The sequence below is a fragment of the Halocynthiibacter sp. SDUM655004 genome, assembly GCF_026015885.1.
GTDB lineage: Bacteria > Pseudomonadota > Alphaproteobacteria > Rhodobacterales > Rhodobacteraceae > Falsihalocynthiibacter > Falsihalocynthiibacter halioticoli.
Genome location: NZ_JAPDUG010000003.1, coordinates 103,388 through 122,411 on the forward strand (window position 1 = coordinate 103,388; position 19,024 = coordinate 122,411).

Genomic DNA, 19,024 nt, shown 5'->3' on the forward strand with positions numbered 1-19,024 from the left:
TTCATTTCGACCGTTAAATTTTGGCCTTTGGCCACAAAGAATATTGGAGAACTCTATGGGAAAACGTGACGACTTGATCGCCAAATATGCCGATGATTTGAAGAACAAATGCGGCATCACACCGGATATGGATCTGTTAACCAAAGTAACAATCGGATGCGGACCAGCCATTTACGACGATGACGCATCGACGGTTGCCGCGACCCAGGACTCCGAGTTGGAGACCGTGAAAGAAAACTTCCTGATCAAAAAGCTCGCGCTGCGCGACAGCCCAGAGCTAATGGACGCAATCAACAAAGCGATGGAAACTTACGGCCGATCCGAGCGCAACAAGTACCGCGCGGTTGTGTACTACATGCTTGTTAAGCACTTCGGCAAAGAGTCAATTTACGGCTAAACTCTGTGCTATTCGGGCGGTGTGAAAGGTCATACCGCCCTATATAAAGGTTTGATTTGAAATAAATTTTCGGCGCATATAATTTGCGTTTATCGGCAGCCTGGCATAGCGTTGTATTGTCTAGTCAGGATGGCCGGACCCGAAACAAAACACGTGTGGTGCGAAGTGAGGCACGTGGGGTGATGGAGGGTTCCGGGGGGTCGGAGCCCTCCAATTTTTTCACGTATCGTCAATCAAAGATCTGCTGGAACGCCAGCCATCTCACAAACGATTGCCCATTCTTCCTCAGTGACCGGCTGCACCGATAAGCGTGTATTGTTGACAAGAACCATGTCGCGAAGCGCCTCGTTCTCTTTACACATTGCAAGAGTCACTGGCGTTTTGACGGGTGCGATGGCGCGGATATCAACGCATTCCCATCGCTCATCGTCAGTTGTGGAATCCGGATGGCATTCGGCGCAGACCTCGACGATCCCAACAACAGATTTTTCCTTGAGCGAATGATAGAAAAATCCCCGATCCCCAACCTTCATCAGGCGCATGTTGTTGCGTGCTTGGTAATTGCGCACGCCGTCCCATTCTTCGCCAGCGTCACCTTTGGCAACCTGATCGTCCCAACTCCAAGTGTTCGGCTCTGATTTAAACAACCAATATGCCATTAGCCGATCACCCGGTTCCAAAGCTGTAGATCGACGGATTCAAACAAGCCAGCCTTTGCGTATGGGTCATTTTCGGCCCATTTCTGAGCATCCTCAATCGACTCCATATCGAGAATTACAAGCGAGCCACACATATCGCCATTTGAATCAAGAAAAGGACCAGCCTGAACAACGCCTGTTTCCTTGAGATAAGCAACATGAGCGTCGCGGTTGGCTTTGCGTACTTCAAGTGCGCCAGGTTTGTCTTTGGCGATAAGAGCTACGTACATTTATTCCTCCTTTAAAGGTCGTGACAGAAGAGCCTTTACGGCCTCCGAAACAGTCAGGTTCTCATTGAGAACTTCCGTTATGGCATTTGTGATTGGCATATCGATTTGGTGCTTTTGTGCCAAAATAGAGACTGCTTTTGCAGTTTTGGCACCTTCAACGGTGGTGGTTTCGTCAAAACCGGCTCCGGCACCAAGCGCAAGGCCGTAACGATAGTTTCGGCTCTTCTCTGAAGTACATGTCAACGTTAAGTCGCCAAAACCGGATAGGCCCGAAAGCGTTGCGGGTTTGGCTCCAAGTGCATTTGCCAGTCGCAGCATCTCTGCATATCCGCGCGTCATAACAGCGGCGCGCGCGCTTTCTCCAAACCCTGCGCCGATCGCCGCACCACTGGCGATCGCAATAACATTTTTAAGCGCACCACCGAGTTCCGCACCAATGACGTCTGTCGTGCGATACAGCCGAAGCGTCGGCGTTGAAAGTTGCTCTTGCAGATCAGCAAGCCTATCTTCAGGTCCGGCAAGCGTAAGGGCTGTTGGGAGGCCGCCAGCGATATCAACTGCAAAACTTGGTCCGGTTAGGATGGCGGCAGTTGCAGTTGGCACAAGTTTATTAATCGTCCCAGTTGGCCCAAGCCCGCTTTCGATGTTCACACCTTTACAGCAAGCAACGAGCGTTTTGTGCTGAAATAGAGCCGCATTTTGACGTAGAAATGCGTCCATCAGCTGCGTTGGAATGGCAATCAAGAGTGTTTCAGCTTCGCAACTCTCAGCCAAACTCGAGCTAACATTCAAAGACGGTGGAAATTTTGCACCAGAGAGCCGGCGCTTGTTTTCTCTAATTCGCGCCATTTCATTCGCGGCGTTTTCGTCTCGTGCCCAGAGGGTTACGTTATCATGCGCGCTCGCGAGCGTTATGGCGAGTGCCGTGCCAAATGCGCCGGACCCAAGAACAGCAATACTCATGCTTTCGCTCCCTTTTTGCCAGAGCCAAGCATTGCCGGACTGGTTTGATCAAGCGGCCATCTTGGACGCGCAGATAATGATAAATCGTCAATGAGACCGCGCTGAAATCGCTCAAGTCCGGCCCATGCAATCATCGCGCCGTTATCGGTACAAAGCGATAGAGGCGGTGCGATAAAACCAACGCCCGATTCCGCGCAAACAGTCTCTAACGCGGCGCGAATGTCCTGATTTGCGGACACGCCACCAGCTACTGCAAATACGGGTTTGACGGGGTTTAGCTCTAAGTAGATCTTTAGTGCACGCCTTGATTTTTCTAACAAAACTGCGGTTACAGCTTGTTGAAATCCGGCGGCAAGATCGGCCTGATCTTTTCGGGTTAACCCACCCTTCTTTGCAAGAATTGCCTCTCGTGCACGGAGCAGTGCTGTTTTGAGGCCAGAGAACGACATGTCACAATCTGGTCGATCAAGCAGTGGCCGAGGGAAGCGGAATCGTGCTGGGTCACCTTTCAACGCCGCCGCCTCAACATGTGGACCGCCCGGTTGACCAAGCCCGAGAAGGCGCGCTGTTTTGTCAAAAGCCTCTCCGGGCGCGTCGTCTATCGTTCCGCCAAGCCGCTGGAAACGGTCTACGTCATGCACAATCAAAAACTGGCAATGGCCCCCAGAGACCAGCAACATCAAATATGGAAATTCGATCTGATTGGTGAGCCTTGGCGTTAATGCATGTCCTGCGAGGTGATTAACGCCGATCAATGGTTTATTTGCTGCTGCCGAAAGACCCTTTGCGCACATCACCCCAGACAGCACACCACCGATAAGCCCCGGTCCGGAAGTGACAGCAATTGCGTCGAGGTCTGGAAGATTGATCGCAGCCTCGGTCAAAGCATCCTCAACGCAGAAGTCGAGCTTTTCAGTATGCGCGCGCGCGGCGATTTCAGGGACAACTCCACCAAAGTTCTTGTGTAATTCGTCCTGACTTACGACAACTTGAGATAGAATTTCTGGCGTGGACCCAGGCGTATGGCGCACGACGGCGGCAGCTGTGTCATCACAACTGCTTTCGATTCCAAGCACAGTTAGTTGCTTTGCCATCCGCTATCCTTTCTATTGGCAGGTAACACCCCGCGCCGCATCGTTCAATCCAACAGTGTGTAAATGCCAAATACCGCTCCAGCCGTTCTGCTTACCCGCCCGCTCGAAGCCGCGCAAAGATTTGCGCGCGCGATTGGTAACCACGCGCCTGTTGATACGGTGATCTCTCCGTTGATCAGTATCGAGAAACTCGACGAAGATCCTGAATTTGATGCGGTCATTTTGACATCTGAAAACGGCATTCCAACCAAAGTAGAGGGTCGGGGGCGAGGAGCATATTGCGTTGGGGAGCGAACAGCAGAGGCCGCGCAAAATGCGGGTTTTGTAGTAAATTTGATTGCAAACTGTGCGCATGACCTCGTTGAGGCGCTGTTGAAATCCCCACCAAAGATCCCGCTCGTTCATTTGCGCGGGGAGCATGCAAGAGGCGAGATAGCCAAGAAGCTGGCTGCGGCCGGATTGAAATGCGAAGAGGTTGTAACCTATAGGCAGTTGGCGGAGTCGCTTTCATCAGAGGCGCTTGATTTATTTCGATCGGATCGAAAGATTATCCTTCCCCTTTTCTCTCCAAGATCAGCTATACTTGCGAACAGACAAATAAATGATATTCCGACTGAAAGATTAAATTGCCGATTTCATACCGTCGCATTGAGTGATGCCGTTGCTAAGAACTTAAGTGGCGTTTTGGCGCAAAACGTGACTGTCGCAGATGCGCCGAACGGGCATGCGATGCAACAAATTGTAGCAAGACTTCTGCGATAACGCCCTTGCTTAAGGCGCGGTTCGGACACAGATTATAAGTATGCCGCGCTGCGGCGATTGGTAGATAAAGCATTGCCGTTCACGAAAGAGGTTCACCGTGGCGAACGAAGACCAAGAAAACAAAGAAACTCTGAAGCTTGGGGAGCCTATTCCAGATGCGGAAAACCAAGAACAGTCCGATGAAAAAATCGAGGACGCGGAGGTCGTAGAAACCGAAGACACGGCCAAAGAAGAGCCGGAAACGGCAGAAGAGAAGCCGGGCTCTTCGGAAAAACCCACAAGCGGAACGGGCTTTTTCCCGTTGCTGATTGGTGGTTTAGCAGCCGGCGCGATTGGATTTGGGGCAGCTTACTTCCTACCAAAGGAAGACAGCCAGCTTGATGAAGTCGTGGCGCGAATTTCAACAAATGAAAGTGCCTTTGATAAACATGTCGCTCAACTTGAGCAGAGCCAAAGCACACTCGCGGAGCAACTTGCAAACAAGGCCGCTGCGAGTGAGCTAACCGCGGTATCAGATTCTGTGAATTCCAACCTCGCTGAGCTTCGGAGTGAACTTGATGCCTTTCAAGTGCCTATAAACGATGCGATTTCTGCGCTTGAGGCGCGAATTACAGAGATTGAGAAGCGACCAATTTCGGATAATGCAGCGTCTTCTGCGGCTGTTTCGGCCTATGAGCGGGAGCTAACCGCAATGCGAGAAATGCTTGAAGCGCAGCGCACACAGATTGAAGCGGTTGCCAAAGATGCGGAAACAAGAATTGCAGAGGCACAGGCGCAAGCAGAATCTTTGAAGCAAGGCGCAGAGGCGGCTGCCAATGCAACATTAATGCGGGCAGCATTGATGCGGATTGAAGCTGCGTTTGAAAGCGGTGCGGCGTTCGATGTTGCCCTTCAAGACCTCGCGAAAGCCACGAACATCGAACCATCAGCAGAGTTGCTCGCCGCCTCAACCAGTGGAATTGCGCCGCTCACCACACTCCAAGCAGAGTTTCCAGCGGCAGCGCGCGACGCGCTCAACGTAACTGCTGCAGAGACATCCGGCGAGGGTGTAATTGATAAAATGGGCGCATTCTTAAAATCCCAAACCGGTGCTCGTTCATTGACGCCAAGCGAAGGAACTAGCCCTGACGCAATTCTTTCGCGGGCGGAAGCCAGTTTGCGGGCGGGCGATCTTACCGGTGCGCTTAGTGAAATATCGACGCTTCCAGAAACAGGCCAACAGGCAATGGCCGAGTGGATTGATGCGGCAACTTATCGAAACGACATCCTTCAGGCGGTTCGAACGCTTGTTGAGTCTGCGGCTCAGAACTAGAGGTTTTTATGCTTTGGTCATTGGTTAAAATCTTAGGTTTTGTCGTTTTAATCGCGCTGTTGGCGTATGGGGCCGGATTACTGGCTGAATCAAGCGAAGGCGTCCGCATTGTTGTGGCGAATATGGAGTTCACGCTCCAACCGTTGCAGGCCGCCATCGCCGCCGGACTGCTGTTACTGGTGGTTTGGGTGATAATTCGTCTCGTCGGACTATGTATTGCTGTTCTTCGGTTCCTGAATGGCGACGAAACTGCGATTTCGCGCTATTTCAATCGGAACCGTGAGCGTAAAGGCTATGAGGCGATGGCTGAAGGGCTTGTCGCGATTTCCTCGGGTGACGGGCGGGTTGCGCTTGCGAAGGCTGCTAAGGCAGAGAAATACCTTCACCGTCCCGAGCTTACAAACCTTCTGACTGCGCAAGCAGCAGAGCTTTCCGGCGACTCCAAGAAGGCCGAAGAAGTTTACAAGAGATTGCTTACTGATGATCGGACCCGCTTTGTTGGAATCCGAGGAATTCTTAAGCAACGCCTTGCTGAGGGCGATACAGATACGGCGCTAAAGCTGGCGGAAAAAGCCTTTGTATTGAAGCCGCGAAATCAGGAAATGCAGGATACACTGTTGCAATTGCAGGCTGATCATGGCGATTGGTCTGGTGCTCGAAAAACGCTTCAAACCAAAGTGAAATATGGCGGCATTCCGCGCGATGTTTATAAGCGCCGGGACGCAGTTTTGGCGCTTTCAGAGGTTTCTGAGTTAATCGAAAAAGGCGCAACAATCGAGGCGCGCGAAGCTGCAATTGCCATGCACAAACAATCACCGGAATTGGTGCCAGGAACGGTATTGGCTGCGGACGCATATATAGAAGAAGGGCGGCCGAAGCTCGCCACCCGTATTTTGAAGAAAACGTGGCCGCTCGCACCTCACCCGGATTTGGCCGCCGCATTTGCTCGAATTGAACCGAATGAATCTGCCGCAGACCGCCTGCGTCGTTTTGAAGTCCTGACAAAGTTGAATCCGGACCACCCGGAAACAAGAATGCTGCTTGCAGAACTTAACATCGCAGCGGACGATTTCCCCGAAGCGCGAAGAGCAATGGGGGATCTTGCCGAAACCCACCCAACTGCACGAAGCCTCTCGTTGATGGCAGCAATAGAGCGCGGGCAGGGCGGAGATGATGCCGCAGTTAGAGGCTGGCTTTCCAAAGCATTGGTCGCGCCACGGGGTGAACAATGGGTTTGTGAAAAATGCGGAACTCCTCATCAAGAGTGGCGACCAGTTTGTCAGTCCTGCAAGAGCTTTGATACGTTAAGTTGGAAAGTCCCCGAAGACCGCCCAGTTCAAGGTTCATACCAATCCGAAATGCTTCCGATCATTGTTGGTGCAGAAGCTGACGAACACTTGGATAAGGGTGTAGAAAGTGAACAAGAGGCAGAACAGGCTAAAGCCGAATAATGTCTCCATACAGCCGAGCTTCAAGCTCGGCCCACAATGGATTTGCCGCGTATAGAGCGTTGAGTTGATCAGGAGTAAACCAGAAATCCAATTGCTTCACGTAGTCGGATTTTGTGATGTTTCGCCGCTTTTTGCTAATCTTGAACGTATCGCCGAACACGTTCTTCAGGTCGGCCTCCAAGTTTTCTTGCCGAAGCCAATCGGTAATATTGGCGGGCTCAAAAGATGAAAGAAGTGCGTCAGCTTGGTTTATGTATCCGGTATTCTCATAGAACTTGCCTTGCTCGAACATGGATCGAGAGGTGACATGATTTGGAGGGCGACTTAGTTCAAAATGAATGCGGCTTAGTAACCAAGTTGGCAGACGCCGAAACGCAGAGATAACGCGCTTTCCGTTTGGTTCAAATGTTGGGTCAAAAGCCTTTCTTTGTGCAAGAGTATGATGCCAAATGACCTCTCCCTCCGGGTCTATTTTGTCAAACTTTGCGTTGCCTTCACCAAAGTTAGAGCGCAGCGAATTTTCAATGTAGGTACCCGCGCATTTCGGAAAGTGCAGCCAAATCCAGTCTTCGTGAATGATCATTTTGGTCCTCGTGAACTGGAATTATTCTGCGGCGATTTGATTGGAAACTGTGAAACGCACTTCTTTTGAAGCGATCTGGTCTTTCAAAGTCTCGAGGAACGCAGTCCCGTATTTTTGATTTGGCTCCAATGCGGCGTTTTCTGCCCATTCGTTCCAAGCGTTAACGAACAGTTCATTACGATAAGATTTTGGAAGGCGATGTTTGCGAACTTGGGTTAGCCACCTACGAAAGCTTTGTGGGTTACTGCCGTAGGCTATATGCGCGGAGACACCTCTGCGCGCGGTATTGTCCCAACTCGGCATTACACCGGCAATGGTGTTCTTCGCGATTGGCGACGCAGCCTTCAGGGCGAGGTTATCGTAGTTGTAAATTAGGCCTTCGAATTTGCTTTCTGCGGGGTGTCCCAATGTGTTTGGACCTCCCTTCGAATAGAGAACGTCATCACCGGTTATCATGTTATGTGGCGGCATCTCGATCCAGAAATCGACCGCGTCTTCGGCGATAGGATTTGTGCCATTAATGTGAAAGCGTACAGCTCCGATTTCCACTTCGCCAATACCGTGTATCCGCCAGGCATTGCGCATGCGCTCGATGTTTTTCTCTGGTTCGGGCATATCATCGGGGCGATAGATAACGAACCGTGGGTCGTTGCCGTTGGGACGTTCGTATCGATAGTCGCGCATATATGTCAGAGTGCTACGGACAAGCGCGTCTTCGAATCCGTCACTGTAGGTTTGCTCGAGTAGGACCTCTCCTGACAGCCCATCCCAATTGCGACGCCAGCTTTCGTTGGCCCAGCACAGATAAAACGGAAAATCGTGTTCATCTGACGCGATTAAGTTATCTAGAGGCGTCTCTAGAACGCGCCGACCGTCAAACCAGTAATGATAGACACAAAAGGCATCAATACCTGCGGCTCGCGCTAGACTGGTTTGTTCCGCCATAGTTTGAGGAAGCCGTAAATCATAAAATCCGAGATCTGAGGGTAAAACCGGTTGATTGTGGCCTGCAAACTGAGGTTTTGCACGAACCACAGAGGCCCATTCGGTGAAGCCTTTGCCCCACCACGCGTCGTTCTCTGGGGTTGGGTGAAACTGAGGCAAATAGAAAGCGGATGTATACGACGGTTTTGAGAGGTTCTCATTCTTTGGCGGGTTTAGGAGCTGGGATGTTTGGCGGATTTCTTGCCCGCCCGCCGCTGCGAAATAACCGATTGAGCGCTCAAACGCATGGGCGATCGTACCGTCAACTTGCCCTTGCTCAATCTCAAAATCTTCCTGTGTGAGATCAAGACCTTTGATCATCGCGATCATTTCTGGTTTGAGCCAATACATCGAACCAGCAGGAAATGAGAGAGCTTCGGGCTTCGGAAGAATCTCGACTCGACGAAGCAGTTCTTGAGCAGGATTAAGATTGCTGCCCCACCATTTTGCCCCCTTATAGTGCTGACCATCGGCAACCCAAATTGCAGCAGTTTTATCGAGCAAGAAATTATTAAGTAGCAGAGGAGTTTTCTCGCCATCCAATAAGCCTTTAACAAGATGACGACGCCACTTATCGCCATCAACTCGATGTGGGGATTTCTTTGTATGTATCTTACAAATGGCGTCATAATCGGCGAGGGCGCCGCTATTCACCAAGTGCACGAACGGTAGAATGTCTCGCCCCTGATTTGGCATGGCGAAGCAAATCGCATTGGGAAAATCGCCGCGGATATTTTCAAACAAACGGTTTGTCTCATCCCCGCGATGGGTTGCGCTTACATAAAGGTCAAATTCAATATTCAGACCTGTAAGCACTTCGGAGAATTCTGCCCACAAGTCTGGATAATAAATGTGCAGGCAAATGGCGAAACGCTTCTTCCGAAGTTGTGGAGGAAGCCGCAGTACGGGCGGTGAAACGCTTGTATCGGTGGCCAAGTAATCAGACTTTTGAATTGGGCGACCTTCCGTGTGCCCGATATCAATGAAATGCTCGAATGCACGAACCCCAGATTGCGCAAGATCACTGTTTAAGAAGATGTAATCCGCCGGCGAGAAATCAGGATTTGGTCGGTAGCCCGATAGTTCGCCTCTAAGAGCAAAATGCCGTTCTGGAAATGCCTTGAAAAGCGGGTGAAGGTGCGGATGCGCGTCTCTGTAATAGGTGCGATCGAACCTTCTGCTTCGTTTAATCTTCGCGATATATTTTCGATCTTCTTTTGCGGCGAAGAAGAACTGGAGAGCAATTCGCAAGCGGCGGGCAAAGCGGGATTGGAACGACATCTGGATGACAGACCTTTACTGGTGACTCGGTATGCTCCTATTTGCTCAGCCATTGTTTAATAAATGTTTATGGAACCTCCGCAGTAGCATGATACCGAGCGCCAAAAGCGTCATCGAAAGCCCGTATACAAAAATAGAATTTACATAATTACCTGTATAATTTGAATAAATTCCTTTTCTGGCCTCACCGACTATATGGACAATAGGATTGAAGGCGAGGAGATCAGCGTATTTGTCCGGCACGTCGTCGATGAGAAAAAGAACACCAGAAATGATGAACAGCGGCTTGTTCGCAATGCCCCACAGGCGCTCCCAAAGAGGAGAGGCCATGATGAGGAAACAATTCATAACGCCAACTCCAAAGCCTAAGGCTGTCGTCATTAGAAACGCATTTAGGAGGTGAATTGGCCTAAGATTTGGGCTGCCAGTTTCAAGTGAAATGAGCGCATAGAAGATTACAATCATCACGACCGCATTCGTTAAAACTGTAAGTATTAATCTCGCGCAAATTGCGTCCCAAAACGTAACCGTAGGGTAAAAAAGAAGCGGACGAGAGAACCTCAAAGCGGCCGCTAATTTTTGGCTAACTTCTGTGTAGTAGAGAAAAGGGAGAAAGCCGCTGGCATAGAATAGCGGGAAACTTGAACCTAGCGGAGGGGCGTTAAAAGCAATGGAAAATACCAGCGAAAGTAAGGTTATTCCTGCCAATGGTTCCAGAAATGCCCAGACATATCCGCCCGGGGAGCGCCCATACGTTGTTGCCATTTCTCGAAGTATGAGTGCAAAAACGGTTCGGCAAAACTTGAAGCGCCGCTCTGATGAAATCTGGTTTGCTAACGTCATAATTGGCTCCTTGATGGGCCCTGACGTTATGACGGCGAACTCGTTTAAGAATTGTTATTCTTGGTGCGAAGACTTGAGGAGTGCCGTGTGACTTCTGCTTCTTCGAACCCAAACCTTAGAGCCATTGCCAACACCGGCACGCAAATTAACGTCAGCCCCGTCGCAGGCAAAGCGTCGCTGCAATGGCGGCATTATGCGATCGTAGCGAGCTTTTTGTGTGTTGTTTGCCTCCCTGTATCAATCGTCGCGATCTATATGTTCACGCGCGCTGCGGATCAGTTTGTTTCGCGGTTTGCATTTTCCGTTCGTTCCGAAGAGATGTCAGCGCCGATGGATTTCCTAGGTAGCCTTGGCGCAGTTTCGGGGTCTAGCTCCAAAGATACGGATATCCTCTTTGGGTATATCCAAAGCCAAGACCTCGTTTCTCGTATCGACCAGCATGTTGATCTGAGATTTGCATATTCAGTTCCGTCCGATTTTATATTTGGATTTCATAAGGACGGTAGTATCGAAGAACTCGTCAAATACTGGCGTAGGATTGTACGTGTTAGGCACGATTCTGCGGCTGGGATTCTTGATATTGAAGTCAGGGCATTTGATCCTGAAATGGCGCAGGCCATCGCCAGTTTGATCCATTCCGAAAGCACTGAGATGATAAACAAACTGAGCGAGGCTGCGCGCAACGATGCCACGGCGTTTGCGCGGCTGGAACTGCAACGCGCAGAGGAAAGGTTAAAGCGCGCGCGCGCCGCAATGACCGAGTTTCGAGCGCGCGCACAAACGGTGGATCCTGCGGCGGAACTTGGTGTGCAGAGCGGAGTGCTTGCAATGTTAATGCAGCGACACACCGATGCGCTCATTGAGCTCGATTTGCTCTCCGAAATCACGTCAAACCGCGATACGCGCGTTGCGCAAGCTCAGCGCAAAATTGCAGTGATCGAAGGTAGGATTAACGAAGAACGAGAGAAGTTTTCTATCAAGCCCAGTGAGGCGAGCGCACCCGGCTTTTCTAGCCTTGTAGGTGAGTTTGAAAATCTGATGGTAGATCGCGAATTTGCGGAACAGGACTATTTAAGCGCGTTAAAGGCATATGAGATTGCAAGGGCGGAGGCGCGCCGCAAAAGTAGATATTTGGCTTCGCACATTAATCCGACACGCGCGGAATCTTCCGAGTATCCACGACGGTGGCAGATCATAGGGCTCACAGCTACGTTTGCCGTTCTGGTTTGGGCAATGGGCGTATTGGTTTACTATGCAGTGCGAGATCGACGTTAGATGCTTCGTCTACATAACCTTCACAAAACGTTTCGCTTAAATGGGCGGTCGGTCACGGTTGCAAAATCAATCAACCAAACCCTGCCGAGCGGCGTTTCGATTGGTCTCTTGGGAAACAACGGTGCAGGAAAATCAACGTTGCTCAAGATGATCGCGGGAACTGAAACCCCAACGTATGGGCGGATCATATCTACAGGTAGTATTTCCTATCCTGTTGGGTTTGCCGGCAGCTTTCATCCAGACCTAACCGGTGCTCAGAACGCCAGATTTGTTGCGCGGGTTTATGGTGTGGACACCCATGAACTCGAAGCATTTGTCGAAGATTTCGCAGAACTTGGAGATCATTTTCGGCTGCCCTTCCGGACCTATTCTTCTGGCATGAGGTCTCGTCTCGCGTTTGGCGTTTCAATGGCGATACCATTCGATACCTATCTGGTCGATGAGGTCACTTCCGTCGGCGATGCGGCCTTTCAATCCAAAAGCAAAGCGGTTTTCAAAGAGCGCATGCAAAAGAGTGGCGCGATTGTTGTGTCTCATTCGATGCCGATGATTAAAGAACTGTGCGAGGCAGGGGCCGTACTTCAGGACGGATATTTCTATTTCTACGCTGAAATCGGAAAAGCGATTGAGCACTATAGCTACACGACCAAGAACCAACTGCCGCCGTGGCTTCGACGCTAGGCAAGCAAATCATAAGTTGTGCCATTAATCACACCAAAGACAGAATCCGCACCTGCGCCATCAACCAAGGCAAATATAATCTGGCCTGTTGGGCGATAGATTATGAATGATTCCATAATGTTATCATCGCCGGAATAGCCGTCGCCCTCCGGAGTGTTTGTGTAGTTTATCTGAAAATCGTTTTCGGTTATGCCAGACCCGAAATAGAGAATATCGCCTTCGTCCGCGTCATAATCAGCTATCCAATCGCTTGCATGCCCTTCGACACCGGCGTGGTAGAAGACGTCGGCACCATCTCCGCCGCGCATGGTATCGTGCGCCCAGCCACCGTTGAAAAAATCGTCTCCGTCTCCGCCGTCCATATGGTCCATTCCGCCTTCACCGGTCATGACGTCATTTCCGCCGTGACCGATCAGCAGGTCGTTTCCGTGCCACCCATACATCTTGTCGGATCCGCCGCCGCCATGGAATTCATCGTTCCCATACCCTCCGTAAGCGATGTCGTCGCCCTCGCCGAGATACAGGATGTCGTCGCCGTCCATTTCGGAGAGTCCCGCCTCGAAATAGTCATTCCCATCTCTGCCAATTAGGACGTCATTGCCATCACCGCCGTAAATTGCGTCGTTTCCTAAACCGCCATCTAACGTGTCGTTCCCAAGAGAACCGATCAATGTATCGTTTCCTGCCCCTCCATAGAGCCAGTCTGCTGCGTTCGAACCATACAAATTATCATTGAAACCAGTGCCATAGACGATTTCTATGCTGTCTAGCCTGTCTTCGGATCCGAAACCGTCAATTGCTGTTCCAGCCTCCAAATTAACGTCAACGCCAAATGAGCCGCCATAAAGCACGTCTTCGCCGTAGTGAACCGTATCGCGTCCGCTTCCTCCACGTATCGAATCTTCACCAGAATGGCCGAAGAAGAGGTCGTTTCCGTCTGCGCCCTCAAGAATGTCGTCCCCTTCGAACCCGCGAAACGCGTCATCTCCAGAGAGGCCGGACATATAGTTGTTCGCAATAGTGCCACGTAGGTCATCGGCAAACTCTGTCCCCAAAACACTTCCGGGTGCCGCGATGCTAAACAACGGCGTGTGGCTAGCATTGGTGAGTGAGAAGGTTGCCAAATCGCTTTGGAAAATTGTTGACCCATTCACAGAATTCAAAATGATAACTTCATCATTGTACTGTAAGATCGCGCCATAAGATGTGCTGATTATGTCGAGTTGATCGATCCCGTGAAACAACGTAAATCCCGATAAATCCAGGCGATCTTGAGACGGGTTAAAATCGAGAACCGTGTCGGTCGAGCCGTCTTCTGTAAATACAAAAATATCTTGGCCGGATCCGCCGCTCAAAGTGTCGGAGCCAGACCCATCGATCAAAATGTCGTTGCCGCCGCCTCCGGAAATCGTATCGTTTCCGGCATCTCCAAAAAGGGCTTCGCCGAGTGCGGTGCCAGTGAGTGTATCGTTCTGAGACGTACCAGCGATTGGCGCGCCAGTCGCGGAAACATCAAAAGAAAATTGCGAAATCCCTGTTTCTGTTGAGCTTGCGGCGAAGATCTGTAACGCCTCACCGATCTCGGTCATTGCCACTGCGCTGACGTTTTCGAGCTGGAGTTGGCTTGTGTCTTCAACTGAGGCGAGATGAAATAATCGCCCATTTGGAAGCAGGCTGAACAAACTTAATCCATCATCTGCGCCGCCCGCCAATACATATGTTGTCCCGTTGTAGACCGTCGTTTCAAGTGATGTCACATGTTTGAATCTCGTGTTCAGATCGTCAATGATGTGATCGGTTGCCGTCAGTGCGCCGTTGTCATTTACCCGCACAACAGATAGCGAAGAGCTTTCTCGGGCGGCAATAATAGCATAAGAATTTCCATTGGCTTCTGCGGTGGAGATTTCAGTAATCTCACTGATACCAAGACCATGCTCCGCGCCCAAAGCGCTTTGAAATATGAGTGATCCATCGGTATCAACTTTGTATGTTGAGATTGAATTTTCGCTATGTGAGCCAAGTAAAATGAAGTCCGATTGCGTTGTCGAAATTCCGTCAAGAGCGGCGATATCTGAGGAGGCAATCGAGCTGATTTGCCTTCCCACGACAGTCATCGAAGTGTTTGATGTTATTTCGTACGCTTGCAGCCCCATTTCGCCGGCATGGGCGGAATAAAAGAAAGTGTGCCCGCCAGTTTCCAAAGCAACATAGTTCAGAGGGTCGCTTTCAAACTGGGTGTTGGCATCGAGCGTGGTTGTATTGGAATAGCCGCCAGTGGAGTTGTAAGTCTGTGCAGTCAGATCACCGCGGTTAATTCCTGCTGTAAATACAAGGGTTTCGCCGCCTGTTGCGATGCTCTCGATTATTGGTTGCGCGCCAAGAACGCCGTCGAAAAGGTAGGAGCGCTGGCTTCGAAGCAGTGCGTTGGTGTCGTCGCTCAGCAAGAATGACGAGATGCCGCCACCTTCAACAGTGGCGGAGAACAATATCGGTTTGCCGCCAATCCACACGACGTCCAGATCGGAAATACCGGTGAAGAAACCCGTATTCCCATTAATTAAAGTTGTTTGATACGAAAACTGAGCCACCCAAGCCCCCATTGTCAGATACGCACCCCTGCGCGTTAACAGGTCTGACAATGTTCGATTAACGGCGGGACAACGGAAAATGGTCAAATCATGGCGTTCGTGAACAATTTTTAATGTTTTCGTGCTTGTTTTGGGTGTTCCTCGTTCGCGGGTGATGGGATGAGATCTGTGTTAGTGTTCCAATGAAAATAGAAAAAATTGACTTAATTACAAAGCCTTACGGTGGTACAGATCGGGAATACCCACTCTGTGCGGTTCTCTTGGCCGTGTGTGATCCCAAAGAGTATCTGGATGAGCAGCTCGAGAGTCTTGGGCATCAAATGGATGTCGAAATTGATCTATATCTAAGTGATGACTCTGAAAATTTCCGGCAACTCAATGCGAAATGCAAGGTGTTATCTCCAAAGGTTTTCAGGGGGCCAAAACGAGGTTTTGCACAAAATTTCAGGTTCCTTTTGGAGCAGGTCGAAAGGAATGCGGAATATGCAGCGTTTTGCGATCAGGATGACGTTTGGGACAACGATAAACTGGTGCGTGCTGTTCGAGCGCTTGAGGAAGTACCAACGGGTAAGCCCGCTGTATACTGCAGCCGAACGATTGAATGCGACGAGGGTCTGCGCCCGCTAGGTGTATCGAGGCTACCGAAACGGCCGCTCGGTTTTTCTCATGCCTTGGTTCAGAATGTCATGGCGGGAAATACAATGGTTTTGAACCGCGCGGCGCTCGAAGTATTGCAAGATGCGAGTCGGCGTATTGATCGTGTTCCGGCACATGACTGGTGGGTCTATCAACTGATCAGCGGTTGTGGTGGGATGCTTCTTTTTGATCCAGAGCCGAGCCTGAAATACCGCCAACATAGAGGAAATGTTTTGGGGGCGAACAGAGGAATTAGAGCCGCTTTTGGCCGTATTAGACACGTATTTGGAGGAGTCTATGCAGGCTGGATTGATGCGAATATTGCGGCATTGTCGGAAACTGAAGATTTCCTAACTCCTCAGAATCGACACAAGCTTCACCTGTTTAAGACAGCACGAAAAGCATGGTTGATCCCAAGGCTACTTGGCTATTGGAAGATCGGTATTTATCGGCAAAACTCGGCCGAAACCTTGGCGCTTTGGATTGCTGCCGCACTTGGCAGGGTCTAGTCGGGTTATTACATTGGCTTCGTCGTGCTGGCTTGATACTAGGGGCACGGGATTTACCTTTTTGACCCAAGGAGCGCATGTGACTCTGGACCAAGATAAAACGAAGCAAATTCACAGCATTGGCCAAAGAGTGCTTCAAAGCGAAGCTGACGCGCTCCGGGATTTTGCGCAATCACTGCCGGAGAATTTTGATCGGGCGGTGGAATTGATGATGAATGCCAAGGGTAGGATTATTCTTGCTGGCATTGGGAAGTCTGGCCACATCGGGCGCAAGATAAGCTCGACGCTCGCGAGCACAGGGACGCCTTCGTTCTTTGTTCATCCATCCGAAGCCAGTCACGGCGACTTGGGGATGGTGCGCCCAGAGGATGTTTGCATACTCATTTCCAATTCGGGTGAAACATCCGAACTTGGTGATGTGATTGCGCATACCCGCCGATTTGCAATTCCGATGATTGCCATCACCAAAAAACCAGACAGCACACTCGCCAAGTCCGCGGACGTGGTGCTTCTTTTGCCTGACGTGCCAGAGGCTTGTTTGATCGGGATGGCGCCGACGACTTCGACGACGTTGTCGCTCGCGCTCGGTGATGCGCTTGCCGTGGCGCTCATGGAGCTGCGTGATTTCCAACCCGAGAATTTCCGCACCTATCACCCGGGCGGCAAACTCGGTGCGCAGCTCACAAAAGTATCTCAGCTTATGCATGAAGGAGATGCCGTTCCGATTGTGCCGAGCCATGCAACGATGCAAGACACAATCCTCGTCATGACATCAAAAGGTTTCGGCATCGCTGGCGTTGTCGACGAGGGCAAACTTCTTGGCGTTGTTTCCGACGGTGACTTGCGCCGCAATATGGAAGACCTAATGGGCAGAACTGCCGGCGAAGTTGCGACGCGCTCTCCCGTTACGATTTCTGCGGATAGCCTCGCCGAAGAAGCGTTGTTAACAATGAACACAAAAGAGATTGGCGCATTGCTCGTTGTTTCTGACTCCGGCGCGCCTATTGGTGTATTGAATATTCACGATTGCCTACGGGCGGGGGTTGCATGAAAACAGTCATTCTTATTCCGGCACGATATGCCTCAACCCGTTATCCCGGCAAACCACTCGCCGAGCTTACGCTGGCTGACGGATCGCGAAAATCTTTGATCCAGATGAGCTATGAAGCGGCGAAGCAAGTGAGTGGTGTCGATGCTGTCTATGTCGCAACGGATGATGCGAGGATCAAAGCCGCAGCAGAGGCCTTCGGCGCGGATGTGATCATGACGTCTGAAAGTTGCGCGAATGGTACAGAGCGCTGCGCGAATGCACTTGAACGCGCAGGATTGTCCGCAGATATAATCGTTAACTTACAAGGTGATGCCCCGCTTACGCCACCTTGGTTTGTCGAGGCTTTGATTGAGGAAGTTAAGCGCGATTCCACTGTTGGCATGGCAACGCCCGTTTTGCGTTGCGACGCAGAAACTTATGCACATTTCACAGAAGACCGCCGAAATGGCCGCGTTGGTGGAACAACAGCCGTGTTTAACCACAACAACGATGCTCTCTATTTTTCCAAAGAGGTCGTCCCATTCGTTGATCCCGGAAAACTACCAGACCCGATCCCCGTTTTTCACCACGTTGGGGTCTACGCCTATCGCCCCGCTGCTCTAGCTGCCTATGGTTCATGGGAAGCTGGCCCGCTAGAAACGCTCGAAGGGCTGGAACAGCTCCGCTTCCTTGAAAATGGCCACCCGATCCGATGCGTCGAAGTTGATGGCCGGGGGCGCGTGTTTTGGGAGCTGAATAATCCAGAAGATGTTGCCCGAATTGAATCGGTATTAAGGAAACAAGCATGAGCCAGAAAATCGTTAAGATCAGAGATATTGAGGTCGGCGGAGACAATCCGATCTTCCTCATCACCGGCCCGTGCCAGCTTGAATCCCTTGAGCACGCGCGCATGATGGCGGAAAAAATCGCCGAAGCCTGCGAGCCAACGAATACGCGCTTTGTCTTTAAAGCGAGTTATGACAAGGCCAACCGCTCTTCGATCGGAACACAACGTGGTTTGGGTGTTGAGAAAGGCCTTCAAATCCTTGGCGATATCGCGCGCGAGTTTGATGTACCCGTGATTACCGATGTTCACGAACCGAGCCATTGCGCGATTGCGGCCGAGGTTGTCGACGTTCTACAAATTCCCGCATTTCTTTGCCGCCAGACAGACTTGCTTGTTGCGGCGGGTGAAACTGGCAAAGTCATCAATGTGAAAAAGGGCCAGTTCCTTGCACCTTGGGATATGGGCAACGTCGCGGCCAAGATCGCCAGCACAGGCAATGAGAATATCATGCTCTGTGAGCGCGGAACGAGCTTTGGGTACAACACTCTTGTCACAGATTTCCGTGGCCTCCCGACAATGGCGGAAACGGGGTATCCGGTGGTGTTCGATGCCACGCATTCCGTTCAGCAACCTGGAGGTAAAGGCAACAGTTCTGGTGGCCAACGCGAATTCGCTCCCGTCCTCGCGCGGGCTGCTTGTGCTGTTGGGGTTGGTGGCCTGTTTATCGAAACCCACGAAGACCCAGACAACGCCCCGAGCGACGGCCCGAACATGATCCCTGTTGATCAAATGGCAGATCTTATTGCCAACCTACGCGCCTTTGACGCGCTGAACAAAGCGGGCTAGCGCACAGCAAGCGACAAAAACGAACTACACGCGGCCATATCGAGTTGAGATTGCGAAAATCTCGTGCAAAAAAG

Annotated in this window: 18 protein-coding genes; 10 read left to right on the plus strand and 8 right to left on the minus strand. The window is 51.0% G+C overall.

Annotated elements, in window-relative coordinates; all coding sequences use genetic code 11:
- The first annotated feature begins 55 nt into the window (after window positions 1-55).
- Window positions 56-397 (plus strand): DUF2853 family protein, encoded by a 342-nt coding sequence (locus N9C89_RS13845; RefSeq protein WP_263954570.1) that lies wholly within the window; start codon window positions 56-58, stop codon window positions 395-397.
- A gap of 233 nt (window positions 398-630) precedes the next feature.
- Here N9C89_RS13845 and N9C89_RS13850 read toward each other — a convergent pair whose 3' ends face one another.
- Genes N9C89_RS13850 through tsaD form a run of 4 tightly spaced genes read right to left on the minus strand, consistent with a single transcriptional unit; the run spans window position 631 to window position 3,382 of the window.
- Window positions 631-1,056, minus strand: coding sequence for an EVE domain-containing protein (locus N9C89_RS13850; protein WP_263954572.1), 426 nt, complete (start codon window positions 1,054-1,056; stop codon window positions 631-633).
- Window positions 1,056-1,325 carry a YciI family protein gene (locus N9C89_RS13855; RefSeq protein WP_263954573.1) on the minus strand — a complete coding sequence of 90 codons (270 nt, stop codon included), beginning with the start codon at window positions 1,323-1,325 and terminating at the stop codon, window positions 1,056-1,058. The genes N9C89_RS13850 and N9C89_RS13855 overlap by 1 nt, the downstream gene beginning before the upstream one ends.
- Complete coding sequence (locus N9C89_RS13860; protein ID WP_263954574.1) at window positions 1,326-2,288, minus strand: NAD(P)H-dependent glycerol-3-phosphate dehydrogenase; 963 nt, start codon at window positions 2,286-2,288, stop codon at window positions 1,326-1,328.
- Window positions 2,285-3,382, minus strand: coding sequence for a tRNA (adenosine(37)-N6)-threonylcarbamoyltransferase complex transferase subunit TsaD (gene tsaD, locus N9C89_RS13865; RefSeq protein WP_263954575.1), 1,098 nt, complete (start codon window positions 3,380-3,382; stop codon window positions 2,285-2,287). Before tsaD ends, N9C89_RS13860 begins: the two co-directional genes overlap by 4 nt.
- 63 nt (window positions 3,383-3,445) lie before the next feature.
- Here tsaD and N9C89_RS13870 point away from each other — a divergent pair, with 63 nt between their 5' ends.
- The 3 genes from N9C89_RS13870 (at window position 3,446) to N9C89_RS13880 (ending at window position 6,907) form a co-directional block, all read left to right on the plus strand.
- A complete protein-coding gene (locus N9C89_RS13870; RefSeq protein WP_263954576.1) occupies window positions 3,446-4,144 on the plus strand; it encodes a uroporphyrinogen-III synthase in 699 nt (232 codons plus the stop codon).
- A 97-nt stretch (window positions 4,145-4,241) separates the two neighbouring features.
- The gene (locus N9C89_RS13875) at window positions 4,242-5,456 is read left to right on the plus strand and encodes a COG4223 family protein (RefSeq protein ID WP_263954578.1); all 1,215 of its coding nucleotides are present in this window, start codon (window positions 4,242-4,244) and stop codon (window positions 5,454-5,456) included.
- Between the two features lie 8 nt (window positions 5,457-5,464).
- The gene (locus tag N9C89_RS13880) at window positions 5,465-6,907 is read left to right on the plus strand and encodes a heme biosynthesis protein HemY (protein WP_263954579.1); all 1,443 of its coding nucleotides are present in this window, start codon (window positions 5,465-5,467) and stop codon (window positions 6,905-6,907) included.
- On the opposite strand, the gene N9C89_RS13885 is transcribed toward N9C89_RS13880, so the two are convergent.
- The 3 genes from N9C89_RS13885 to N9C89_RS13895 are packed head-to-tail and all read right to left on the minus strand — an operon-like array spanning window position 6,894 to window position 10,598.
- Window positions 6,894-7,490, minus strand: a complete 597-nt coding sequence (locus N9C89_RS13885; RefSeq protein ID WP_263954580.1) for a hypothetical protein — start codon at window positions 7,488-7,490, stop codon at window positions 6,894-6,896. The genes N9C89_RS13880 and N9C89_RS13885 overlap by 14 nt on opposite strands.
- 21 nt (window positions 7,491-7,511) lie before the next feature.
- A complete protein-coding gene (locus N9C89_RS13890) occupies window positions 7,512-9,755 on the minus strand; it encodes a glycoside hydrolase family 99-like domain-containing protein (protein ID WP_263954581.1) in 2,244 nt (747 codons plus the stop codon).
- 45 nt (window positions 9,756-9,800) lie between these two features.
- Complete coding sequence (locus N9C89_RS13895; RefSeq protein ID WP_263954582.1) at window positions 9,801-10,598, minus strand: ABC transporter permease; 798 nt, start codon at window positions 10,596-10,598, stop codon at window positions 9,801-9,803.
- Between the two features lie 87 nt (window positions 10,599-10,685).
- On the opposite strand from N9C89_RS13895, the gene N9C89_RS13900 reads away from it, so the two are divergent.
- Together N9C89_RS13900 and N9C89_RS13905 are read left to right on the plus strand one after the other, a co-directional pair.
- Window positions 10,686-11,873, plus strand: coding sequence for a hypothetical protein (locus N9C89_RS13900; RefSeq protein ID WP_263954584.1), 1,188 nt, complete (start codon window positions 10,686-10,688; stop codon window positions 11,871-11,873).
- A complete protein-coding gene (locus tag N9C89_RS13905; RefSeq protein WP_263954585.1) occupies window positions 11,874-12,554 on the plus strand; it encodes an ABC transporter ATP-binding protein in 681 nt (226 codons plus the stop codon).
- Here N9C89_RS13905 and N9C89_RS13910 read toward each other — a convergent pair.
- Complete coding sequence (locus N9C89_RS13910) at window positions 12,551-15,142, minus strand: calcium-binding protein (protein WP_263954586.1); 2,592 nt, start codon at window positions 15,140-15,142, stop codon at window positions 12,551-12,553. The genes N9C89_RS13905 and N9C89_RS13910 overlap by 4 nt on opposite strands.
- A gap of 182 nt (window positions 15,143-15,324) precedes the next feature.
- On the opposite strand from N9C89_RS13910, the gene N9C89_RS13915 reads away from it, so the two are divergent.
- The 4 genes from N9C89_RS13915 (at window position 15,325) to kdsA (ending at window position 18,950) form a co-directional block, all read left to right on the plus strand.
- Complete coding sequence (locus tag N9C89_RS13915; protein WP_263954587.1) at window positions 15,325-16,287, plus strand: glycosyltransferase; 963 nt, start codon at window positions 15,325-15,327, stop codon at window positions 16,285-16,287.
- A gap of 79 nt (window positions 16,288-16,366) precedes the next feature.
- Entirely contained in the window at window positions 16,367-17,338 is a 972-nt protein-coding gene (locus N9C89_RS13920; protein ID WP_263954588.1) for a KpsF/GutQ family sugar-phosphate isomerase, read from the plus strand.
- Window positions 17,335-18,126 (plus strand): 3-deoxy-manno-octulosonate cytidylyltransferase, encoded by a 792-nt coding sequence (locus N9C89_RS13925; RefSeq protein WP_263954589.1) that lies wholly within the window; start codon window positions 17,335-17,337, stop codon window positions 18,124-18,126. The genes N9C89_RS13920 and N9C89_RS13925 overlap by 4 nt, the downstream gene beginning before the upstream one ends.
- Complete coding sequence (gene kdsA / locus N9C89_RS13930; RefSeq protein WP_263954590.1) at window positions 18,123-18,950, plus strand: 3-deoxy-8-phosphooctulonate synthase; 828 nt, start codon at window positions 18,123-18,125, stop codon at window positions 18,948-18,950. The genes N9C89_RS13925 and kdsA overlap by 4 nt, the downstream gene beginning before the upstream one ends.
- Window positions 18,951-19,024 lie beyond the last annotated feature (74 nt).

What these genes read in the sequence shown, in the direction of transcription:
- N9C89_RS13885 (WP_263954580.1), bottom strand. Translation starts at nt 7,490, where the DNA reads ATGATCATTCACGAAGACTGGATTTGGCTGCACTTTCCGAAATGCGCG.
- N9C89_RS13890 (WP_263954581.1), bottom strand. Translation starts at nt 9,755, where the DNA reads ATGTCGTTCCAATCCCGCTTTGCCCGCCGCTTGCGAATTGCTCTCCAG.
- tsaD (WP_263954575.1), bottom strand. Translation starts at nt 3,382, where the DNA reads ATGGCAAAGCAACTAACTGTGCTTGGAATCGAAAGCAGTTGTGATGAC.
- N9C89_RS13925 (WP_263954589.1), top strand. Translation starts at nt 17,335, where the DNA reads ATGAAAACAGTCATTCTTATTCCGGCACGATATGCCTCAACCCGTTAT.
- kdsA (WP_263954590.1), top strand. Translation starts at nt 18,123, where the DNA reads ATGAGCCAGAAAATCGTTAAGATCAGAGATATTGAGGTCGGCGGAGAC.
- N9C89_RS13855 (WP_263954573.1), bottom strand. Translation starts at nt 1,325, where the DNA reads ATGTACGTAGCTCTTATCGCCAAAGACAAACCTGGCGCACTTGAAGTA.
- N9C89_RS13915 (WP_263954587.1), top strand. Translation starts at nt 15,325, where the DNA reads ATGAAAATAGAAAAAATTGACTTAATTACAAAGCCTTACGGTGGTACA.
- N9C89_RS13860 (WP_263954574.1), bottom strand. Translation starts at nt 2,288, where the DNA reads ATGAGTATTGCTGTTCTTGGGTCCGGCGCATTTGGCACGGCACTCGCC.
- N9C89_RS13870 (WP_263954576.1), top strand. Translation starts at nt 3,446, where the DNA reads ATGCCAAATACCGCTCCAGCCGTTCTGCTTACCCGCCCGCTCGAAGCC.
- N9C89_RS13880 (WP_263954579.1), top strand. Translation starts at nt 5,465, where the DNA reads ATGCTTTGGTCATTGGTTAAAATCTTAGGTTTTGTCGTTTTAATCGCG.
- N9C89_RS13905 (WP_263954585.1), top strand. Translation starts at nt 11,874, where the DNA reads ATGCTTCGTCTACATAACCTTCACAAAACGTTTCGCTTAAATGGGCGG.
- N9C89_RS13845 (WP_263954570.1), top strand. Translation starts at nt 56, where the DNA reads ATGGGAAAACGTGACGACTTGATCGCCAAATATGCCGATGATTTGAAG.
- N9C89_RS13895 (WP_263954582.1), bottom strand. Translation starts at nt 10,598, where the DNA reads ATGACGTTAGCAAACCAGATTTCATCAGAGCGGCGCTTCAAGTTTTGC.
- N9C89_RS13850 (WP_263954572.1), bottom strand. Translation starts at nt 1,056, where the DNA reads ATGGCATATTGGTTGTTTAAATCAGAGCCGAACACTTGGAGTTGGGAC.